General features: G+C 67.2%; 18 protein-coding genes and 1 pseudogene. 8 read left to right on the top strand and 11 right to left on the bottom strand.

Features of this window, described 5'->3' with window-relative positions:
• Positions 1 to 58 precede the first annotated feature (58 nt).
• Positions 59 to 1,684 carry a beta-1,6-glucan synthase gene (locus tag PA01_12930; protein ID KON80333.2) on the top strand — a complete coding sequence of 542 codons (1,626 nt, stop codon included), beginning with the start codon at positions 59 to 61 and terminating at the stop codon, positions 1,682 to 1,684.
• Here the strand turns inward: PA01_12930 and PA01_12925 are convergent.
• Positions 1,586 to 2,020, bottom strand: a complete 435-nt coding sequence (locus PA01_12925; GenBank protein ID KON79432.1) for a hypothetical protein — start codon at positions 2,018 to 2,020, stop codon at positions 1,586 to 1,588. The two genes, PA01_12930 and PA01_12925, sit on opposite strands and share 99 nt — an antisense overlap.
• Before the next feature lie 270 nt (positions 2,021 to 2,290).
• On the opposite strand from PA01_12925, the gene PA01_12920 reads away from it, so the two are divergent.
• Complete coding sequence (locus PA01_12920) at positions 2,291 to 5,008, top strand: glycosyltransferase (GenBank protein KON79431.1); 2,718 nt, start codon at positions 2,291 to 2,293, stop codon at positions 5,006 to 5,008.
• Between the two features lie 94 nt (positions 5,009 to 5,102).
• Here the strand turns inward: PA01_12920 and PA01_12915 are convergent, their stop codons facing one another.
• Together PA01_12915 and PA01_12910 are read right to left on the bottom strand one after the other, a co-directional pair.
• On the bottom strand, positions 5,103 to 6,107 hold the full coding sequence (locus tag PA01_12915) for a ChaN family lipoprotein (GenBank protein KON79430.1): 1,005 nt from the start codon (positions 6,105 to 6,107) through the stop codon (positions 5,103 to 5,105).
• Positions 6,108 to 6,256: 149 nt separating this feature from the next.
• Complete coding sequence (locus PA01_12910) at positions 6,257 to 7,183, bottom strand: LysR family transcriptional regulator (GenBank protein ID KON79429.1); 927 nt, start codon at positions 7,181 to 7,183, stop codon at positions 6,257 to 6,259.
• 113 nt (positions 7,184 to 7,296) lie between these two features.
• Between PA01_12910 and PA01_12905 the strand changes: the two genes are divergently transcribed.
• The 3 genes from PA01_12905 (at position 7,297) to PA01_12895 (ending at position 9,196) form a co-directional block, all read left to right on the top strand.
• A complete protein-coding gene (locus PA01_12905) occupies positions 7,297 to 8,073 on the top strand; it encodes a ferredoxin--NADP reductase (GenBank protein ID KON79428.1) in 777 nt (258 codons plus the stop codon).
• Between the two features lie 182 nt (positions 8,074 to 8,255).
• Positions 8,256 to 8,525 carry a dihydrolipoamide acyltransferase gene (locus PA01_12900; protein ID KON79427.1) on the top strand — a complete coding sequence of 90 codons (270 nt, stop codon included), beginning with the start codon at positions 8,256 to 8,258 and terminating at the stop codon, positions 8,523 to 8,525.
• A 143-nt stretch (positions 8,526 to 8,668) separates the two neighbouring features.
• A complete protein-coding gene (locus PA01_12895) occupies positions 8,669 to 9,196 on the top strand; it encodes an ACT domain-containing protein (GenBank protein ID KON79426.1) in 528 nt (175 codons plus the stop codon).
• Positions 9,197 to 9,206: 10 nt separating this feature from the next.
• Here the strand turns inward: PA01_12895 and PA01_12890 are convergent, their stop codons facing one another.
• The gene (locus PA01_12890; protein KON79425.1) at positions 9,207 to 11,150 is read right to left on the bottom strand and encodes a CHASE domain-containing protein; all 1,944 of its coding nucleotides are present in this window, start codon (positions 11,148 to 11,150) and stop codon (positions 9,207 to 9,209) included.
• A 334-nt stretch (positions 11,151 to 11,484) separates the two neighbouring features.
• Between PA01_12890 and PA01_12885 the strand changes: the two genes are divergently transcribed.
• The gene (locus PA01_12885) at positions 11,485 to 11,703 is read left to right on the top strand and encodes a hypothetical protein (protein KON79424.1); all 219 of its coding nucleotides are present in this window, start codon (positions 11,485 to 11,487) and stop codon (positions 11,701 to 11,703) included.
• Positions 11,704 to 11,768: 65 nt separating this feature from the next.
• On the opposite strand, the gene PA01_12880 is transcribed toward PA01_12885, so the two are convergent.
• The gene (locus tag PA01_12880; protein ID KON79423.1) at positions 11,769 to 12,326 is read right to left on the bottom strand and encodes a hypothetical protein; all 558 of its coding nucleotides are present in this window, start codon (positions 12,324 to 12,326) and stop codon (positions 11,769 to 11,771) included.
• A gap of 254 nt (positions 12,327 to 12,580) precedes the next feature.
• Here PA01_12880 and PA01_18985 point away from each other — a divergent pair.
• Positions 12,581 to 12,703, top strand: a pseudogene (locus tag PA01_18985) (prepilin-type N-terminal cleavage/methylation domain-containing protein).
• Positions 12,686 to 13,021, top strand: coding sequence for a pilin (locus PA01_12875; GenBank protein KON79422.2), 336 nt, complete (start codon positions 12,686 to 12,688; stop codon positions 13,019 to 13,021). Before PA01_18985 ends, PA01_12875 begins: the two are co-directional and overlap by 18 nt.
• A gap of 114 nt (positions 13,022 to 13,135) precedes the next feature.
• Here PA01_12875 and PA01_12870 read toward each other — a convergent pair whose 3' ends face one another.
• From PA01_12870 to PA01_12845, 6 genes are read right to left on the bottom strand one after another with little or no spacing between them, the layout of a single operon-like run.
• A complete protein-coding gene (locus PA01_12870; GenBank protein KON79421.1) occupies positions 13,136 to 13,354 on the bottom strand; it encodes a hypothetical protein in 219 nt (72 codons plus the stop codon).
• Positions 13,341 to 15,320 carry a hypothetical protein gene (locus PA01_12865; protein ID KAI5912319.1) on the bottom strand — a complete coding sequence of 660 codons (1,980 nt, stop codon included), beginning with the start codon at positions 15,318 to 15,320 and terminating at the stop codon, positions 13,341 to 13,343. Before PA01_12865 ends, PA01_12870 begins: the two co-directional genes overlap by 14 nt.
• Complete coding sequence (locus tag PA01_12860; GenBank protein KON79420.1) at positions 15,320 to 15,757, bottom strand: hypothetical protein; 438 nt, start codon at positions 15,755 to 15,757, stop codon at positions 15,320 to 15,322. The genes PA01_12865 and PA01_12860 overlap by 1 nt, the downstream gene beginning before the upstream one ends.
• A complete protein-coding gene (locus tag PA01_12855; GenBank protein ID KAI5912318.1) occupies positions 15,754 to 16,143 on the bottom strand; it encodes a hypothetical protein in 390 nt (129 codons plus the stop codon). The genes PA01_12860 and PA01_12855 overlap by 4 nt, the downstream gene beginning before the upstream one ends.
• Before the next feature lie 6 nt (positions 16,144 to 16,149).
• A complete protein-coding gene (locus PA01_18980; protein KAI5912317.1) occupies positions 16,150 to 17,430 on the bottom strand; it encodes a hypothetical protein in 1,281 nt (426 codons plus the stop codon).
• 12 nt (positions 17,431 to 17,442) lie between these two features.
• The gene (locus PA01_12845; GenBank protein KON79419.1) at positions 17,443 to 20,910 is read right to left on the bottom strand and encodes a hypothetical protein; all 3,468 of its coding nucleotides are present in this window, start codon (positions 20,908 to 20,910) and stop codon (positions 17,443 to 17,445) included.
• Positions 20,911 to 20,919: the final 9 nt, after the last annotated feature.

Genomic DNA, 20,919 nt, shown 5'->3' with positions numbered 1-20,919 from the left:
CCACGCCACGCCAGGCGTGGCTTTTTTTCATGCATCGGCCCGACGTTTCATTCTCGACATGCCCTACTTTCGCCCGCCGCGCTGGTCCTTCATTCCCTGGCTCGCCCTGCTGCTCGTTCACGTCGTGGCGCTGGCAGGCCTCGCCGTGCTGGTCGCCCGCCAGATGCAGCCGGTGCCGATGCATGACCTGCAGCTGGCGGACGGCGAACGGCTCAAGTGCGTGTCCTATGCGCCGTATCGCCTTCCCGGCCAGACGCCATACGACGAGACGCTGCTGATTTCGCGTGCGCAGATCGTCGCCGATCTGACCGCGCTGTCGCGCATGACCGAATGCGTGCGCCTCTATTCGGTCGCCCAGGGGCTGGAGCAGGTGCCGGAGGTTGCACGCGAACTCGGGCTCGGGGTGCTGCTCGGCGCGTGGATCAGCGCCGACCGCAAGCGCAGCGCGATCGAGCTCGACCGTGCGATCCGCATCGCCAACGACAACGCCGACGTCGTGCGCATGCTGATCGTCGGCAACGAGGTGCTGTTGCGCCGCGAGCGCACCGAAGACGAACTGCGGGAGCTGATCGCGTACGCCGGCGCCCGCACCGAAGTGCCGGTGACGTACGCGGACGTGTGGGAATTCTGGCTCAAGCATGCGAGTCTCGCGGGCGCGGTCGACCGCGTGACGGTTCACATCCTGCCGTTCTGGGAGGACGATCCGGTCGCGATCGAGCACGCCGTGACGCACGTCGCGACGGTTTTCGAAGAGGTCCGCGAACACTTCGACAAGCCGGTGATGATCGGCGAAACGGGCTGGCCGAGCGCCGGGCGCCAGCGCGAAGCGTCGCTGCCGTCGCCGGTCAATCAGGCCCGTTACATCCGCGAATTCATCCACCGCGCGCATGACAGGGGCTGGGACTACAACCTCATCGAAGCCATCGACCAGCCGTGGAAGCGCCGCCTCGAAGGCACCGTCGGCGGCTACTGGGGCGTGCTCGATGCGGACCTGGCCCCAAAGTTTCCGCTCGCCGGACCGGTCGCCGCACGCGACAGTTTCGTCGCGCCGGCACTCGGCGCCGCGCTCGGCGTGCTGCTGTGCCTCGCTGTAGCGGCCGGGGGGCGCCCACAGAGGCGCTCGCCGCTGCAACTCGCTGCCGTCGCGGCGATGGGAGCGGTGGCCGGCGCAGTCGCCGTCCTGCACTGGGAACACGCCGAGCTCGCATATCGGAACGGATTCGAATGGACGTTGCTCGGCGCCGTCTTCGCCGTCGGCATGCTCGTGCCCCTGACTCTCGCGCGCTGGTCGCCGGAAAGCGGAATACGTTCCGGCGCGTCGGCATGGAGCGCGTGGCTGCGAGGTCGCTTTGCGTCGCTCGATGCGTCGACGGGCCTCGGACTGCTGCGCGTCGTGCTGCTGTTCGCGGCCGCGGTCGGCGCATTGCTGCTGTTCGTCGATCCGCGCTACCGGGACTTCCCGTCGCTGCTGTTCATCGTGCCGGCGCTGACGCTCGGCGTCGTCGGGTGGTTCGCGAACAGCCGCCACGCGACCGAGGAGCGCCTGTGCGCAGCGGTGATCGCCGTGTCCGTCGTCGGCCGCTGGCTATCCGAGCCGCTGAACCCGCAGGCCGCCGTCTGGCTCGTCACCGGCCTTCTCCTTGCCGCACCGACCTTGCCGGCCGCCGCGCGCGAGGACCAGTAGCGACAGCAGCGCGCCGACGGCCGAGGGGTCGAAGCTGTACAGCACGAGCCCGGCCAGACCGCTGAACCACCCTCCCCACGCGAGCGGGCGATGGCGCAGCACGAAAGCCGCAACGCCACACACGAGGCTCAGCCAGCCCAGGCGCTGGTCGAGGAAGGACTGCACGAGCAGCCATTTTGTCGCGCACCGCGCTCCGACCCCTTCGCCAAGCGCCCCGCTGCAGTCGAGCGGGAAGGCGCCCGCTTCGAGCAATCCGTAGCGCACCCCAAGCACTGCTGCGAGAAGCACCGCGCTCGCGGCGACCAGCGAAATACGGCTTCGATCGTATTGACGCAAATTATTTTTCCTCAACTCCCTTTTCCCTTACAAATCAAGCATCCGCCTTCGGGCCTACTTCCTGTTGCAAATTGCACACAGGGAAACTTTGCTAAGCAACTGAAAAAACGAATAAACTTCGCGCCGCATCAGTTGCGGTCGAGCTGGTGAATTGTGTCACAAGCCCGGCCAGGATTGATTTTTGCGCTGCGTCATACCGCAATTCCGAAGCATGGCGAGGAATGACGGGCCGCGGCGATCGATCAACCCCCTGTGGGGATCCCGATTTTAATGAAATACGCCGCTTCGCTGATTTACCGTCTGATCGTAGCGTTGATTCTTGCCGGCCTGGTCGCCGGCGCCCAATACCTCGTCGCGGAGCGGTGGAACCGCGGCACCGAGTTCATCGGCGCCGGCAACAGTATTCGTGGTTATGCCTACAGCCCTTTCCAGCGTGACCAGAGCCCGCTGAAAGGGACTTATCCGACCGAAGCCGAAATCGGCGCCGACCTCGACCTGCTCGCGCAGACGGGCGAGCGCATCCGCACCTACGGCAGCACGGAAGTTCCGGCGATCGCGCGGCTGGCGGGGGATCGCCGGCTGAGCGTCACGGCCGGCGCGTGGCTGTCACCGGACCCGCAAGCCAACGAGCGCGAGATCGACGCGCTGGTCGAGTCCGCACGCCAGATGCGACACATCGAGCGCGTGATCGTCGGCAACGAAGTGCTGCTGCGCGGCGACCTGAGCGTCGCCGAGCTTTCCGCCTATCTCGACAAGACGCGCAAGGCGCTGCGACGGCTGAAAGTCCCGGTATCGACGGCCGAGCCGTGGCACGTGTGGCTGAAGAACCCGGAACTGGCGAAAAGCGTCGATTTCATCACTGTCCACCTGCTGCCCTACCACGAAGGGGTGCCGGTCGAATCCGCGGTCGAATACGTGATGATGCGCTACGACGAACTGGTGAAAGCGTTCCCGCGAAAGAAGATCGTCATCGGTGAAGTCGGCTGGCCGAGCCGCGGTCCGGTGATGAACAGTTTCGGCGCGGAGGAAACGACCTCGGTGCCGTCGGTGGAAAACGAGGCTCGGTTCATCCGCGAGTTCCTCGCCCATCCGCGCAGCCCGGCGCTCGACTACTTCATCATGGAAGCGATCGACCAGCCGTGGAAGATTCAGCTCGAAGGCTGGGCCGGTGCCTACTGGGGCATGTTCAACGCCGAGCGTCAGGCGAAGTTCCCGCTCGAAGGCCTTGTCGTGCAGGACATCCGCTGGCACGAGAAGGCGCGAATGGCCGCGCTGATCGCGCTCGTGCCGATGTTCCTGATCTGTTTCCTGCTGCGCGACTGGAGCATCCTCGGACGGCTGTGGCTCTCGGCGCTGATCCAGGCCTGTGCGGTGACGCTGGTGATCGGTGCGAACGTGCCGGCCGATTACTACCTGACGAAGCGCGACCTGGTCGGGCTGATGATGCTGATCGGCGCGACCGTGTTGACGATCGCGGTGCTGCTGTCGCACGGTTTCGAATTCGGCGAGGTGCTCTTCAAGCGACGCTGGAAGCGCCGCTTCCTGCCGCTCACGCCGCTTGCGACCGAACGCGAACCGTTCGTGTCGATCCATCTGGCCTGCTGCAACGAGCCGCCGGAGATGGTGATCGCGACGATCGACAGCCTCGCGGCTATGGAGTACGGCAATTTCGAAGTGCTGGTGCTCGACAACAACACGAAGGACGAGGCGCTGTGGAAGCCGCTCGAAGCACGCTGCGCCGAGCTCGGCCCGCGCTTCCGCTTCTTCCACCTCGACAACTGGCCGGGATTCAAGGCCGGGGCGCTGAACTTCGGCCTCAAGCAAACCGACCCGCGCGCCGAAGTCGTGGGCGTCGTCGACGCGGACTATGTCGTCTCCCCCGACTGGCTGTCCTGTCTGATTCCGCACTTCGATGCCGCCGACGTCGCCGTCGTGCAGGCGCCGCAGGCGCACCGCGACTGGGAAACCCAGCCGTTCCGCCGCATGTGCAACTGGGAGTTCGACGGCTTCTTCCGCATCGGCATGCATCACCGCAACGAGCGCAACGCGCTGATCCAGCACGGCACGATGACGCTGGTGCGCCGCCTCGCGCTCGAGGAAGTCGGTGGCTGGTCGGAATGGTGCATCTGCGAGGACACCGAACTCGGGCTGCGCCTGATCGAAAAAGGCTACGACACGCGCTACGTCGACCACGTCCTCGGCCGCGGCCTGACGCCGTCGGACTTCGCCGCGATCAAGAGCCAGCGCTTCCGCTGGGCCTTCGGCGCAATGCAGATCCTCAAGCATCACCTGCCCGCGATGCTCGGCCCGAGCCGGCTGAACCTCGCGCAACGCTACCATTTCCTCACCGGATGGTTCGCGTGGCTGGGGGATGCGCTGCAGCTCGTGTTCGTTTTCGCGAGCCTAGCGTGGACGATCGGCATGCTGTACATGCCCCAGGAGTTCGGCCTGCCGGTGTCGGCGCTGGCGCTGCCGATCCTCGCGTTCATGGCGTTCAAGGGCGGCCTCGGACCGATCCTGTACCGGCGCACGATGGATGCGCCGTGGAAGGACATCCTCGGCGCATCGATCCTGTCGGTCGGCATGGCGCACGCGATCGCCCGCGGGGTGTTCGCGGGTCTGGTCAAGCGGCGCGGGGAATTCGTGCGCACGCCGAAGGGGTGGAAGGACAAGGGGACGCTCGCATTCTTCTCGCCGATCCGCGAGGAAATCGGACTGCTCGTCGCCCTGATTCTCGGCGCCGTGGTGCTGGTGTGGTTGCGCGGCGCACAGGACCTCGAAGCGCAGCTGTGGGTCGGCATCCTCGCGTTGCAGTGCATCCCCTACCTCGCCGCGATCGCCTGTCAGGTCGCTTCGTACATGCCCGAACGCCCGGCGGCGACGATCGAGCCGGCGCCCGAAACCCGGCCTTCGGCGAGCGTCACGCCGATCACGGAAGCGAGCCCGGCGCCGATCGTCGAAGTCGAGACGATGCGCGCGCGCGGCTGAGCGGTCTCGGAACCCCCGTTACCTGTTCTCGCGACAGCGAAGGTAACGGGCCGAAGCGGTCGATTTCCGGTAACGACGGCAGCGACACCGGAAATCACTTCTCCATTTTTTTCATGCGCAGCTCCAGCCCCGCGCAAGGCGTTCCCTGCGGTGCAGCCACCGGCGGCGTCACCCACAGGATCTCGTGCGCCGCCGCAAACTGTTTGCCGAAGCGGTCGAGCGGCGCGAGTTCATCTGCAAGGCGCAGCTCCGGAGAGCGGGCGCGGAAGCCGATATTGAGCTGACGCAGCGTCGGCGCGCGCTGGGCGACCCGTTCATAGACGCCCATGTTGTTCTCGACGTGGCCGAGCCCGAGAATCACGACCACCGGTTCAAGGGGCTGTTCGGCGGCAAGCGCGGTCACTGCCATCGTCATCGTGTCGTTGCGGGCCAGCCAGGTCGCGTACAGGCGCGCCACGAGCTCGGGCGAGGCGAAGCCGCAGTGCGCCGCGTTCAGCCGCTCGTGCATCAGCTGCTGATAGGCCGGATCGATGAGCCGGCTGTCGGGAAACTGGGTGCGCTCGACGGCGTTGAGCCCTTCGATGCCGACACGGCTGATGCGGCGGCGCAGGCTCTGCGGAAGGTCGATCCCGGCGACCCGCAGCCGATGGGCGCGCGCGAATTCGAGCAGCGGACCGTAGTCGCGCCATTCGGTGCCAGTCTGCCAGCCGAGTTCGTCCCGCAGTCGTCGCACGGCGGCCTTGTCGTGCGCGGCGACCTGCGGCAGCGACACGAAGCTCATCAACTCGCTGGTCTGCGCGACGCTGACGACCTCGAACGCGAGTGCCGGACGGCGGCCGGCGGCGACGAGGTCGCTCACGACTTTCAGCTGTGCGGCGTGATGATGCGGGTTGCCGTGCTGTTCGCCGAGATAGATGACATCTGCGGCAGCGAGCCGGCTGGCGAGCGCTTCGTAATCGAGCACCGCCTCCTCACCGGCCGCATGAAGTGTTTCAGCAGGCGGCCCGCCAGCGGCGGCAACGCCGGTGGGCACGCCGCTGACGAGCGCCGCCGCAAGGACGGCCGCCCGGCAGCCCGGCCGAATCAGGTTCCGAATCATCCTCGTCCCTCCGCATCAGCCGCCTGCCGCGCCGGTGGCGCTGGTCGACCGCGCGAATCCGGCTTGTCGCGCTCCTCGCTGCGCGGGCGCACGCGTCGCGCTGCGGCAAGTCCCGCTTTCACCTTGGCACGGCATTCCACGCGCCACGGTCAGCGAATGTAACTCAACGCGATCTCGTCGCTGCGCTGCGCGCCCGCGGTCATCTCGCGACACAGTTCGAGAAAAGCCTGCATCCCCGGCGTGCGGAACTTCTGCCGATGCCACAGGAAATGGAAGCGCCGCCGCAGGTCCAGCCACGGCGTCTCGACCGGCACCAGACTGCCGCGCCGGAACGCTTCGCGCAGCGCCAGCCGCGAAATGCAGCCGACACCGAGGCCCGATTCGACGGCCCGCTTGATTGCTTCGGTATGCTCGAGTTCGAGTCGGACGTCGAATCGCCCTTCGACGTGGCGCATCGCCTGATCGAAGGTTTCGCGCGTGCCCGAACCGATCTCGCGCAAAATCCACGGCTGCTCCAGCAAGTCTTCCTCGCCGGCACCGACCCGCCCGGCGAGCGGATGCGTCGGTGCGCAGAACACCACCAGTTCATCTTCGAGCCACGGCACGACCTCGAGTTCGGCGTGCTGGCATTTGCCTTCGATCAACCCCAGATCGAGTTCGAAGCTCGCGACCTGCTGGATGATCGTGGCCGTGTTGTGAACGCCGAGACGGATGCGGCTGTCGCGGTGCCGCTGGAGAAATTCGGCGACGATCAACGTCGCGAGGTAGTTGCCGATCGTCAGCGTCGCGCCGACGTCCAGTGTTCCATAGCCGGTCTGCCCGCGCAGCAGCGCCTCGATGTCCTCGGCACGATCGAGGAACTCCACCGCGCGCGGCAGCAGCCGTTCGCCGAGCTCGTTCAAGCGGACCGACTTGCCGACGCGATCGAACAGCTGCACGTCGAACTGGCGCTCGAGCTCCGCGAGTCCGCTGCTCGCCGCCGATTGCGACATCGAAAGGGCCTCGGCAGCGCGTGAAATGCTGCCGTGGCGCGCGACGGCGACAAAGATCGCGAGCTGCCGCAAGGTGTAGCGCATATCGGAAATGCCTCTAACGAATATCTGAATTACCCGTTCAGTAGATATTACGCCCATCCTAGAATTGCAATCGACGAATCCTTCCAGCTTTCAACTCATTAAAAGGCAAGGCCATGAGCAATCTCGCTGTCGAACGCGTCCTGAGCGTCCACCACTGGAACGACTCGCTGTTCAGCTTCCGCACGACGCGCGACCGCGGCCTGCGCTTCGAGAATGGCCAGTTCGTGATGATCGGCCTCGAAGTGGACGGCCGGCCGCTGACGCGCGCGTACAGCATCGCGAGCCCGAACTACGAGGAGCATCTCGAATTCTTCAGCATCAAGGTGCCGAACGGGCCGCTGACGTCGCGGCTGCAGCACCTCAAGGAAGGCGATCCGATCGTCGTCAGCAAGAAGCCGACCGGCACGCTCGTGCTGCACGACCTGAAGCCCGGCAAGCGCCTGTACCTGCTCGCGACCGGCACCGGCCTCGCCCCGTTCCTGAGCCTGATGCAGGATCCGCATACATACGAGCGCTTCGAGCACGTCGTGCTGATCCATGGCGTGCGCACCGTTTCGGAACTCGCCTACCGCGACTTCATCACGCGGGAACTCGCGGACAACGAGTTCTTCGGCGAGGACGCGCGCAACAAGCTGATCTATTACCCGACCGTCACGCGCGAGCCGTTCGTCAACCAGGGGCGCCTGACGGACCTCATCGAAACCGGCAAGCTGTTCGACGACATCGGCCTGCCGCCGCTCGACCCGCAGCACGACCGCGTGATGATCTGCGGCAGCCCGGCGATGCTCAAGGACAGCTGCGCGATGCTCGATGCGCGCGGCTTCAGGATCTCGCGCCATATCGGCGAGCCCGGCGACTACGTGATCGAGCGCGCCTTCGTCGAGAAGTGAAGCCGGGAGGAGTAGACTTCCGCGCTTTCTCTTCCTGGAAGTCCGATGATGCCTTGCACCCCGGCAGCTGTCGCCCGTGTGTCGCGCGACAGCTGCCTCACGTCAATGGTCCGCGGTCTCGTCCCCCGCGCTTCGCCGTGCGCACCTCGCGCAGGGTCGTCGCGTAACAAGAGGGACCGACGTTGAGCCGCATAGTCGAAATCCGCATGCCGAAATATCCGGAATGCTGGGACAGCTGCGGCTCGTGCCGAACCGGCGAAGTGTTCGTACAGAGCGTGCTGGTGCGCAACGGCGAAGAAATCGGCACGGACGAGACGCTGATCGTGCTCGAAACGGGCAAGGTCGCGCTCGACATTCCCAGCCCGTATTCCGGAACCCTCATCGACGTGCGCGTCGAGGAAGGCGATCCGATCGACGAGGGTGAAATCATCGCGACGATCGAAGTGGACTGAACCCGCACGGCAAGCCCCGCACCCCCGTCTTCGGTCCGCGCGATGCGCGCGCGCCGCGCGCCCGGAAGGATAGAATTCCCGGACCGGGCTCTCGCACGGCGCAGAGCCCTTTTCCCTTCCCACGACCCGACGGAGGTGCATGCGTGTCCAGACTACTCGTTCTCACGGTGATCGGCGACGATCGCCCCGGGCTCGTCGAAGAGCTCTCGTCGGTCATTACCGCCCATCACGGCAACTGGCTCGAATCGTCGATGGCCCAGCTCGCCGGCAAGTTCGCGGGCCTGCTCAAGATCAGCGTGCCCCCCGAACACGTGCAGGCGCTCGAAACCGCGCTGGCGAAACTCTCGGCGCTGCGCGTGATGGTGGAATGTTCGATGGACAGCGCGGCCGAGGCGCCGCATCGCCATCGTCGGCTGTCGTTCAGCCTCGTCGGGCACGACCGCATCGGTATCGTTCGTGAAGTCTCGCAAGTGTTCGCGCGCCACGGCGTCAACGTCGAAAAACTCGTCACCCGCACGTCGACCGCGCCGATGTCGTCCGAGACGCTGTTCCATGCCGAAGCGGAGCTGAAGGCCGGCGAGCATGTCGATGCCGACGCGCTCAAGGCCGATCTCGAGCGACTTTCGAACGACCTGATCGCCGATATCAACCTCGACGAGCTGGTCGGCTGAACTCACCGCGTCAGTAACCGAAGCGGTTGCGCCCTTCGCTCTTGGCGCGGTACATCGCCTCGTCGGCCCGCCGCATCAACGCATCCTCGTCGGTGCCGTGGTCGGGATACAGCGCAATGCCGATGCTCGACGAGATGCTCGCCTGTTGCCCGTCGACGACGAAAGGCTGCTCCAGCGCCACGCGGATCTTCTCGGCGACCACCTCCGCGTCGTGGTCGGATTCGATCTCCGGCAGCAGCACGACGAATTCGTCGCCGCCGCGCCGCCCGAGCATGTCGCTCGAGCGGACCGCGTGCTGCATCCGGCTGACCGCATCGCGCAGCAGCTGATCGCCGGCGTGGTGGCCGAGCTCGTCGTTGACGCGCTTGAAGCGATCGAGATCGACGAACAGCAGCGCGAAGCGGTGGCCATAGCGCTTCGCCTGGTCCACCGCATGCGTCAGCTGCTCGCTGAACATCAGGCGGTTCGGAATGCCGGTCAGCACGTCGTGCGTGGCCAGGTGGGCGATGCGCCGCTCGACGTCCTTGCGCTCGGTGATGTCGAGCAGCACGACGATCGCGCCCCTCAACCCGCCTTCGGCGTGGGTGAGCGGCGCGTCGGACACCAAAGCGCTCAGGAGCTGCCCGTCGCCGCGCACGAGATCCGTCTCGTAGCGTCTGCCCTGCCCCCTGGCCAGTCGCGCGAGGATCTCTTCGCGCGTCTCGGCCTTGCCGCCTCGCCATAACTCGTCGAGCGGCCGGCCAAGCAATTCCGCTTCGCTGCGTCCGAGGATCTCCGCGAGGCTGGGGTTCACGAAAGTCAGGCGAAATTCCTCATCGGTAGCCGCAATCCCCTCCTGCGCCACGTTCACGAGCGTGCTGTACCGGCGTTCGCTGTGCAGCAGCGACGCCGTCATGCCCGCGAGCGCTCTCGCACGCTCGCGGGTCAGCGCGAAAAACCATGTCGTCATGACGAACAGCAACCCGACCATGCCGATCGCAGCCAGTTCGGCACCCCGCACATCGAACCGCGACGCATAACCCGGCAGCGCCTCGAGCCTCACCAGCCACGTGCGACCAGCCAGCGTGAGGTGCTTGACGCTCGCGAATTCGGGCTGCTCGCCGGCAACGCGGCCCGGATGGCTGTCATACAGCAGGGATTTCGGGCGTTCATTCTGGTCGAAGACCCTCAGGCGCACGCCTTCCGAATGGGGTCCGAGCATGCCCTGCATCAGATTCGTCATGCGGAACGGCATATATACCCAGCCGTGCAGCGCCCGCCGCCGCTCGTCTTCGCTCGCGGTCGGCATGCCTCTCACGAACACCGGCGTGTAGATCAGCACGCCCGCCTGGACGTCGGCGGTCGTTTCCTGGACCAGGGTGGTCTTGCCCGACATCGCAGCGCTGCCGGTGCGCAGCGCGCGGTCCATCGCCTCGCGGCGCACCGGTTCGGAGTACATGTCGTAGCCCAGGGCGCGCTGGTTGCGCCAGTCGAGCGGCTCGAGCATGACGATGCTCGAATAGCCGCCGCGCGGCCCTTCCGGCCACACACGATAGCCGTCGAACCCTTCGGCGTGCAGCGCGTCGATGTGGCGTTCGAGCTCTCCGGGCTCCAGCCAGAGCGCGAAGCCGAGACCCTGAACGCCAGGAATTTCCTTTCCCAGCTTCAGCGAGCCGACGTATTCATGCCATGTCCGGCGATCGACCGTGTCCATCACCTCGAACAGGCTGCGCCCGCCGTGCAACACGAGGCGGTATGCGAGAAACCGTTCGTGGATGCGCACCGCGATTTCCCCGGCTTCGGACTCGAACTGGCCGGCGATGTCGCGCTGATATTCTTCGGATTGCTGTACCCACACGACCCACGTCGCGAGCGTCACGAGCGCCGCGGCGAGCAGCGTCATCGTCAGAATCCGGCCGGGACGGCGCCCCGGCCAGCTTCCACCGGCACTCCCGATGCTACGGTCCTCGGCCATGCGTGCGCCTCGTTGTGTTCGCGACCGGTTCACGCCCCGGCAGAAGGGACCAGGAGTTCGACACCGCCGCTTCTGCTTCGTCGCGAGGTGGGGCACGGTGGTTCCGGAGGAGCAACGCGATACAGCCTTGCGGTATCCTTCATGGTCTTACCATTCCTGTTTACCCAGACTCCACAGCCCATGGCCCAATATGTAATGTCGATGCTCCGTGTGAGCATTGAGAAGTGGCGCAGTTACGCCGTTTCATCAGATTTAGGTGCAAATTCGGTGTAAGGCACTGCCGTTACACCATCGCCCGCTATCCTCAGATCATGTGCTCGATCACTTTCAACCAATGAAGACGATCAGAGTTTACGCCTGCCGGCAGTTCGACGTGACCATGCAGAAGTGGTCGACGAGCCGGTACAAATACACGCTCGATGAGATTGCGTCATTCCCCCACGCCGAGCCGGTCATGGATGACTGGGAAGACGTCGATCGGCCGGACGACGACGATCTGCGCCAGAACTCTACGGGTGGGCTGATGCGCGGTTTGGGAGATCGGGGGCGGTAGCCGCTGCCGTTCCTTTCCGGCTTCCTCGCCACCGGTCTCGCCGGCGAAGAATTCGTAGCGCAGGGTCAGGCCCTGCTTGCAGTGTCCTCCAGCACTTTGAGCACGATTTCGCGCTCGATGGTGTCGAGTCTTGCTTCCAGCGCTGCCGGGGTTTGGGATGGCCGGGCGGGGTCTTGCAGGTAGCGGATCATGTGGCCGGCTCTCGCGTGGCCGTGGCGGGCGGCTTTGGCGATCCAGGCGGTACCGGTTTGTTCGTTCGGTGCCGTGCCGGTGCCGCTGATGCAGCAGCGGCCGAGCCAGTGCATTCCTTCGGGGTAGAACTGCGCGGCGGAGGCCTGTAGCCAGCGCACTGCCTCGGCGGGTTGCTCCTGGGCGAGGAACAGCAATGCGAGGTCGCACTGCGCCTCCGGGTTACCGCCGTCGGCTTCGAGGATCAACGCCCGGTCGTCGGGCTCGAGCTGCAGGGGCGACAGCGGCAGGAGATCGTCCACGCCGACGCGGGTCTGTTCTCCCGGCTCGCCGGCCTGCTCGGCATGCAGCACGCCGTCGGCGATGCGCCGCCACAGAGTGCGCTTGCTCAGGCCGGTGAGCGAAACTGCAGTGTTTAGGCTGATGAAAGGCATGGGATGTCCGGCGGGGAATGCTGGTGCGCGTAGTTTAATGGGGGAGCGCGCCGAGCGCCCGGGTTTGTGCCTGGCACAGGGGGGTGTGCCAAATGGGGTGGATTGGCACACCCCCCTGTGCCAAACGCAGGCCAATCGACAGGTCAGCGGCGCGAGTGCCAGTGATTATCTGATGGCATGGTCATTGCATAGAGAGGGTCAGTGGCACCGGAGCAAGCGATCTGGTGTCCGAGTCCAACCATAAGGGAGTTGTTATGAAAAAGGCACAACAAGGTTTTACGCTAATCGAACTGATGATCGTCGTCGCGATCATCGGCATTCTGGCTGCGGTCGCGTTGCCGGCGTATCAAGACTATACGATTCGGACTAAGGTTAGCGAGGGCTTCACCTTGGCAGGCGGCGCGAAGACTGCCGTCGCTGAAACTGCTTCATCGCTTGGAGGTCTCGCTGACATTACCGCAACTAACACCGGATTTACCTTTCCGGCTGCCGGCACTCGTTACGTGGACTCCATCGCGATCGGAGCGGGCACCGGTATAATCACTGTAACGATGGGTGGTACGGAAGGTACGGGCGCAACGGTGGAACCGGCGTTTACCTTGACGCCGACGCAAGCTACTCCGGAAGACCCCATCACTTGGGCGTGCGCATCCACTGCCGGCGAGGCCAAGCACCTTCCAGCTGATTGCCGCTAAAGATCGACGGCCAGTTTAATCAGGCATCTCGCTTCTTCAACGAAAAGACCGCTTAGGCGGTCTTTTCGTTTTTGCCTTGGAACTGCTGCGGTCTATGCGTACTCGGCAAAGCCGTTACACCTCCTGATCCACCCCCACCAACGCCGGCGCCGGCCCTTCGACGACCCCGCCCCGCACATACACATGCTCCCCCACCGCCGCTTCGCCACGCGCGCGGATCGTTGCGCCGTCGACGAGCTGCACGGTGACGCCGTCTTCGGTGATGGCGGTGACCTGGCCGGCGTCGAGCGGTTGGCCGGGGATGAGGCGCAGGAGGCGTTTATACGGGTTCATGTTCGTGGGTCTCGAGGCGGATGGTTTGCCACAGTTCGGGGAAGCGCTGCTCAAGCTGGACGCCGCGCGTGAGGCCGATGCGGGGGGTGCCGGATTCGGTGTAGCGCACCAGCTTGCCGGGCTGGATGATGCCGGTCTCAGGCAGCACGGGCAGGCGCAGCGTGATGTGCGCCTGGCGGCCGGTGTCGCCGAGGGCGGCGCGGCCGCGCTGCAGGGTCATCTCGGGTGCGGTGGCGAGCGGGTCGACGATCGTGGGCGCGCTGCGGTCGGCGGCTGTGCCGGCGCGGCGGATGCGGTCGCGGCGGCCGGCGGCGGCGCCGCTGATCCAGACGGCGTTGTAGTCGGGCTTGTCCTGCCATTCGATCCCTTCGACTTCGCAGACGTCTTCGGGCAGGTCGATGTCGGGCGTCTCGCCGGGCCAGTTCCACGGGGCGACCGGGTAGCGCGGCAGGATGATCAGTGTCTGGTCGGTGTTGTGGGCCTGGACGTAGGCGCCGGCGGACTCGGCAATGCGGGTCGCGGCGTCGATGTAGGTGCCGGTGTGGCTCCAGCTGCCTGCAGGCACGAGCCAGTCGGTGACGCGCCAGTCGAGCGCCCAGCCGATCGGGACGTTATTGACGGTCAGCGCGTCGCTGAGGAGCTGCTGCGCGGTGCGGGCTTCGGTGTTGTAGCGCGTGGCGACGGGCGAGTGCGGGTCGGCGAGCCACGCGGCGCGCCCTCGCCCGCTGACTTTCAGCCACGCTTCGCCAAAGCGCCGATCGCGCGCGATGCGCTCGACGACGAGGCGCAGCGGCGTGCCGTTGAGGGTCGCGACGAGCTCGACGTGGTCGCCGAGCGCGGGCGAGCGCACGAGCGGCATCAGATCCGCATGCAGGCTCGCGGACCAGCCCCAGCCCCAGGAGTCGGTGTCGAGCGAGGCATTGAAATCCTGCACGTCGACGGGCTCGCCGGTGTCGGCGCGCACGAGCGAGAAACTGTTGATCACGACATAGCACTCCTGGATGGGGATGACGACGGGGCCGGCGCCGGGCGTGCTGCCACAGACCCAGCCGAACAGCAGATCGGCGCTTGCCGGGAACGGCTGGCAGAACAGCAGATGCGGGTCGGCCGCGAACGGCGGCGGCGGCGGTTCGACGGGCGGGACGACGACGTAACGCCCCGGCGGCGGACGGCGGGCGTCCTGGTGCTCGGTCGCGAGCCAGCGCCCGGCGATGAGCGCAGGGCCGTGCGTCGTGTGTTGCCATGCGCCGCTCGCGCGCGCGGCAGCAAAGCGAGTCGCGGCGCTGCCGCGCAGGCGCAGCGCGTCCTGGTGCTGCGCCGAGCGGTGGAGGCGCAGGCCGGTGGCCTCACGATGGCGCGCGAGGATGGGGCGGCGGGCGTGGATCGCGTCCTGCTGCGGGGCAGCACGCTGCGCGCGGACCGGGCTCGCGTCGGCATGACGGGACGTCGTCGCGGTGCGCGCCTGCCCGGCGTCGCGATGGCGCAATGCGGCGTGCTGCCCGGCCGCGGCGCCGTCCTCGTGTCGTACGGCTACGCCGACGGCGAGCAGCGCGGCCTGGTCATGCGGTGCGCGCACGGCGGGAGTCGGCGCGCGCTCGGCTGGGCTGTGCGGCGCGACGACGTGGTGCGCGAGCGGCCGTTCGGTGCGGCTGTCCCATTGCGCGGCCGCGCGCAGCTGCAGCGCCGGCAGCGGCACGGCCAGCGTGATCCGTCGCACCCGCGCGACGCGGGCGGCGAGCCGCAGCGGCGGCAGGCCGACGGCAAGCGTCGCGGTGACGAGCGCGGGCGCGGGGGGATCATCGCCGGTGCCGCCGAACAGCAGGTTCGCGTTCGTCGGCGGCGGGGCGTCGAAGACGAGATCGGCGGGCGACCGGGGGGCGGCTGCGGCCGTCGCGCCGAACAGCAGCTTGCCGTCCGCGGGCGGCGGATCGGCGAACAGCAGCTCGGGCGAGGCCACCGCGCTCATCAATAGAAAATGCCGCTGACGATGCGCACGTAGCCGCCGGCATAGACGGTGAGCGCGTCGACTTCGATCGGGGCGCCCGAACCGGCCTCGCCGACCGCGCAGCGGAGGTGCTCGGCGCCGGCGCCGTCGACGATCCGCGCCCAGGCGATCGTGCCGGTCGTCGTCACCTGCGCCTCGGGCGCGGGCTCGACGGTGAGCGCGAGCACGGCCAGCGGCGCGGGCGTGATGCCGAGATCCGGCGCGGGGTCGCCAACGGTGCCGAGCGGGTTGGCGAGCTGGACGGCGACGAGGTGCGGCTCGGCCGGAGTGTCGCCGAATACCGAGGTCGCAGTCGCGGCGTAGAACAGGACGGCGGCGCTCGGGGCGACGGCGTTCAGCACGGCCGCGGTGCCCTCGAGGCGGCCAGCGGCGAGGGCGGCGGAGATTTCGACCGTCACGGCAGCGGCTCCGCGAACACGGGCGCCGCAATCACGGCGTTGTGTTCGCCGGTGTGGTCAAACGAGCAGACCGCGAAGGCGACGCCGAGCGAAACCCCGGAGAATTCGTATTCGCCCGTTGCCGGGTCGCTCCACGTTTCGAGCGCGGCCGGGGCAGCGTTGTCGAGCGCGTCGTTCAGCATCAAACGCACGCGACGGGCAATGGGAACGTTCGGCTCGCCTTTCTTGCGCACGGTACCGGCCACCCGTCCGGGACCAATCGGGAGGCTCGCGGGTGGGGGGACGGGGCCGACGAGGCGGACGCGGCGGTCAAGGGTCGGCGGGCCGTACCGTCCATGACGCACCCTGAACGGCATCGGCGAAAGCATCGGAATTTCGTCGCTCACGCCTGCTTACCTCCACGGGCCGGTGATGTCGAAAAACGCGCCCGCACCGTACTCCGCTGAAGATACTGCAAAGGAAAGCGCGGCGAACACGACGGCGCGACCGTCCATCCCCGCGGCGTTCTCGAAAACGCTCCGATCCTGGAATGTAGCCGCAGGGTGCAGCGTGTCGTACATCCCCGGCCATAATCCGCGGAGCCCGCGGCCCGAGAGAACCATGCAGGGGGCGAGGTACAAACCCCCGTCTGCCGGGTTCGGGAACACCATCCCGCAGCCGAACCCAATAGCGAATGCGTAAGCGGAGCTTTGGTACGCTTTAGCTGGGGCGGCTGAGATGCAACAGGCCGGCGGCGATGTGTTCAAGCCCGCGACGTCCCGGGAAAGATATCGGCATACCGGCGCGTTACTGTCTGACGTTTGCTCCCACGGGCTTGAAGTGGGGTGACTATCGGTGTCGTAGTTGATAGCCAAGTTGTAGACTTGAGTTCGGGCAAAGGCATTTTTGACGCCCGGCTTTTCGGAAGAAGTTGTCCCTCCGGCGGTTTGCCGGCCACCGATCGCGCAGGAGTACAAATCGCCCTGCTTGTAGCTGGCGACATCCCCGAAAAAGAAGACTTCCCCGCGAGAACCCGCCGTCGTATTGTCCACCGGAATGAAATAGAACGCGCGATCGTCCCCGATCAGCATCCAGCGGCGCGCGGTGCCGTCCAGCATGTTGCTCTTGCGAAGAACGATCCCGTCCGCGCGCTGCGTCGGGAATGGGAACTGCGACGTGTAGCTGTCGAGCGTCGCCATTTCCTCGCAACCGAACGTATAGGCTTCGCGCGCTCCCGCCGCCCCGGGCGCGTTGTCGTTGACGCGCAAATAGAAACCGGACGATCCGGGCACAATCTGCCGGTAGGCGGCCATGTTTCCCGCCGAGAACGCTTTTTCGAAGCCGAGCGGCGCGAGCTTTACGGTGATCGTCCCGGTCGCGGTGCCATCCGCCACGCCGTCCACGTCGAACGTGAAGCTGTTCGCCGTCGCCGACGTGATGCGCTGCTCGCCATTCAGGGCGGCCGGCGTCGCGCCGTCGATTTTCACGACCGAGCGCAGCGGGAAAAGGTGCCCGAGCGCGACGGTGCCGGTCGCTACGCCCCCCGCCACCGTGAGGGTGTCGAGCGTGACGAGGCCCCACCCGTCCACGAGGCAGGCGTCGAGCAGCGTAATCGCCGCGCCGGCGGTCCCTGAAAGGACTGGGGCGCCGGGCATGTCGGAATGGAAAAACTTCACTGCGGTTGAGGTTGCCACGAAGTACTCCTATCAAATCCGATCGACGTCGCCGCGCGCGAGGATCTCCCACGCGTCGTCGATCACGGTGGTGGCGCCCTGCTGCACGGTGAGCACGGCCCAGATGGGCGGCTGGGCGCCGACGGTGTTGAGGCGGATGACGTTGCCCGCGCTCCAGCCGATGCCGAAGCCCAGGGCGTCGAGGCGAAAGTACGGCGCGCCGGCGGCCGGGTTCAGCGGCGCGACGTCGCTCGAGGTCGGGCCGGTATAGATGACGCCGACGTGCTCGCCGATGACTTCGATGCTGGTGGTGTTGGTCCAGCGGATGACCCAGCGCTCGGTGATCGCGCCGGCGTTGGTGACGTCGGGCGGGTACTGCGCGTCGTTGTAGCTGGCGGTCGCGGCGCTGCCGGTGAGGCTGTCGGACCAGCTGCCGTCCCACGTCTGCTGGTCGAAGAAGTGGCTGACGCGGGCGCGCTGATCGCCGAGCATCAGCGCGGACGAGACCGTCGATCCGACCGGGAATTGATGCGTGAGCGGGCGGGTGAAGGTGATGTCGCCGGAGATCTGCACGTCGGAGACGCGCACCATGTCCTCGACGCGACCGGTGATCGTGACGGGCTGGGGCCAGCCGGTGGGGTCAGTGATCGTGACGGTGCCGGCGTCGAGATCGGCGGACCAGCCGGGGCCGATGCCGAGGCCGTCGAGCCCGACGATGCGCACGCGCGACAGGCGCTCGACGCCGAGGTTGATGACCTGCGCGGCGGTGACGGTCTGCGGCGCGAGCGGGATGTCGCGGCCGAAGACCGCGAATTCGCCGGGGCGGAAGACGGGGACGCGGCCGTCGGAAGGCAGGCGCACCGGGTCGAGGCCCAAGAGCGTCGCGTCGAGCGGCAGATAGCTGTAGGCGACCGCGTTGTAACGGATCGTGCCGGGGTCGACGGGCTCGGTGAATTCGAGCGTGACGATGCCGTATTCGTAATTGACGGTGCCGCCGATGCCGGTGCCGGCAATGACGCCGTCACCGTCGCTGGTGGCGCTGAGCGCGTCGCCGTCGGCGCTGGTCGCGGCGACATAGAGTGAGGACGGGCGCAGCGGCGCGGAGGCGGCGCGGAAAGTCGCGGCGACGGCAGTCCATTGACCGTAGCGCGTGAGGCAGGCGAGCACCGACACGGCGGCGGGCGTGTTGTCGGTCCAGTACGTGAGCGTCGCGCGGCCGGTCGTGTAGTCGATGCTGCCCGCGGCGATCGCGGCGCCGGTCGCGCTGTCGGGGTTTGCGTACAAGGTGCCGGCGCGGTCGATGTAGATCGAGCCGGCGACCGACAGCACGACGGAGCCGGCGACGACGGCGTCGGCGACGGTCGTCGTGAGGTCGAGCGTTAGGCCGGCGGTGCCCGGGGCGATGGTTTCGGCGGTGACGGCCTGCGGGTCGAAGGCGGCGGTGTCGCGTTCGACGGCGATGTCGGCGACGCCGGTGATCGTCAGCGACGGGGTTGTGACGGTCCAATGGTAGTAACTGGTGTATTCGCTGCGGGTTGCACCGATCGGGCCGGTGATCGTGACGACGCCGGTGGCGGCGTCGAACGTGCCGACCGGCTGATCAACCCACGCGTACGACGTGCTGCTCTTGCTGTAGCGGAGTCTGCTGGAGGCATAAACGCGCACCTGCCCGCCGCTGGTGATGTATGCAGGCGCCGCGAGCTGCACGTCGGCACCCGATAGCACGAACGTCATCGAGCCGCCGTTCCTGAACGGCGCGGTGCCGGGCACGGTGAATTGCCCGCCCGAAATCGTCGCGGTCGTGCCGCTCAGGAGGTCCGCGCCGTCGCGCCAGGTATAGGCGTTGGCGACGTTCGCCGCGGCGTCGGGGGGCGCGGTGAAATCGAGCGTGACGTCGCCGGTCGCGTAGTTGATCGTGCCGGTGATGCCGGTGCCGGTGATGTTGCCGTTCTGGTCCGCGTCGGTTGCGGTGCGCGTCGTGCCCGCGACGGGGTAGCTGATCGCGAGCGTGCCGGGCACGACGGGCGCCTGTGCGAGCGTGTAATCGAGGCGCAGCGCGCTCGACGCGGCGGCGGTGGCACCGGCGCGGATCGCGTAGTGCGCGGGCGACGCCCACGAGACGAGGACGGCCGTGCCGGCGTCGGGCAGCGCGCCGGTCGTGAGGTTCAGCGTGCCGGTGACGTAGCTGACGGTGCCGGAGCCGTAGCTCGATGCGGTGCCGGTGAGCTGGCCCGCACCGTTGTCGCGCAGCGCGTACCAGCGCCCCTGCGCCATGTACGCGAACTCGACCGAGCCGGGCGCGGGCAGCGGCGCGAGCGGCACGACCCAGACGTACGAGCGATTTTCGGCGGTGACGGCGACGTGCTTCGTGTGCGCCTGCTGCGCGGCCGCGGCGGCGGGCCGGTAGCTGACGCTCGCGGTGCCGGACGCGGTCGGGGCGGTCGCGTTGAGCGCGATCTCGCCGGTCGCGTAGTTGATCGTGCCGACCTCGCTGCTGCCCAGCCGCACCCGGCCTGCGCCGTCGTCGGTCAGCGTGGTGCCGCCGAGCGCGAGCGACAGGCTACCGGGGAAGCAGCCCGAGCGCAGCACGAAGCGCCCGGACGGCGCGATCGCGCCGGCAATGCTGTAACTGGTCGCGGCAGCGGCGGCCGGCATCATCGGGATGCGGTCGCCCGCCATCGGCAGATCGACGAGCGGGACTTCGGTCTGCGCGCTCGGCACGAGGCGCGTGAACACGCTGTCGAGTGTTGCCGCGAGGTCGCCGATGTTCGCCGCGGCCGTGAGCTGGGCGGCGCCGTAGTAGCGCGCGGCGTCGGCGACGGTGGTGTCTCGGATCTTCGTGCCGTTGGTGGCGCGGGTGTAGAGGCGGTTCGGCGGCGAGCCGGTCAGGTCCTGGCGCAGCGCATCGGAAAGCTCGGCGGTGACGACCAAGGCCGGATAGTCGACGACGGTGCCGCCGCTGCTGTACGAAAACGTCTGCTCGACGGACGACACGTTGATGATGCGTATGTACTGGCGCTTTTCGGCGGGCTGGCCTTCGTCCTGAACGAGACACAGCGTGCGGCCGATCGGCGGCAGTTCCGTGCCGGGACGCTGGAAAATCTGGATGCTGCGCTGGCCGGCGATGTGGTTTTCGAGCAGGTAGCCGGACCACTCGGGGCCGGCGAACAAGTACGCCTCGACGCGGTTCGCGGCATCCGCGCGGCGGTCGAAATAGTCGCCGGTCGAGAACAGCGAGACGGAGACGTTCGGGTCGGCCGGGGGCTTCGCGACGACGATGTTCGCGCCGAGCAGCTGATCCGTGTCGGGCGTGTCGACGGACAGGAAGAGCTTGCGGAGGCGCACCCGGCCGCCGGCGCGGTCGGCTTCGGAGATGTCGGGGAAGATCTCGTTACTCGCGCCGTCGCGAATGATCATCGCGGTCGCGCGACCGCCGCCCTCGGGCACGTCGTCCATCACCTGCGAGGCGCGGAACTGGATGTTTTCGGAGAGGATGGGCATGCGTTACTC

Origin of the sequence: Azoarcus sp. PA01 (genome assembly GCA_001274695.2) — a bacterium.
Taxonomy (GTDB): Bacteria; Pseudomonadota; Gammaproteobacteria; order Burkholderiales; family Rhodocyclaceae; genus Aromatoleum.
The sequence above is the reverse complement of the archived record's forward strand: the minus strand, read 5'-3'. Positions and strand labels throughout refer to the sequence as shown.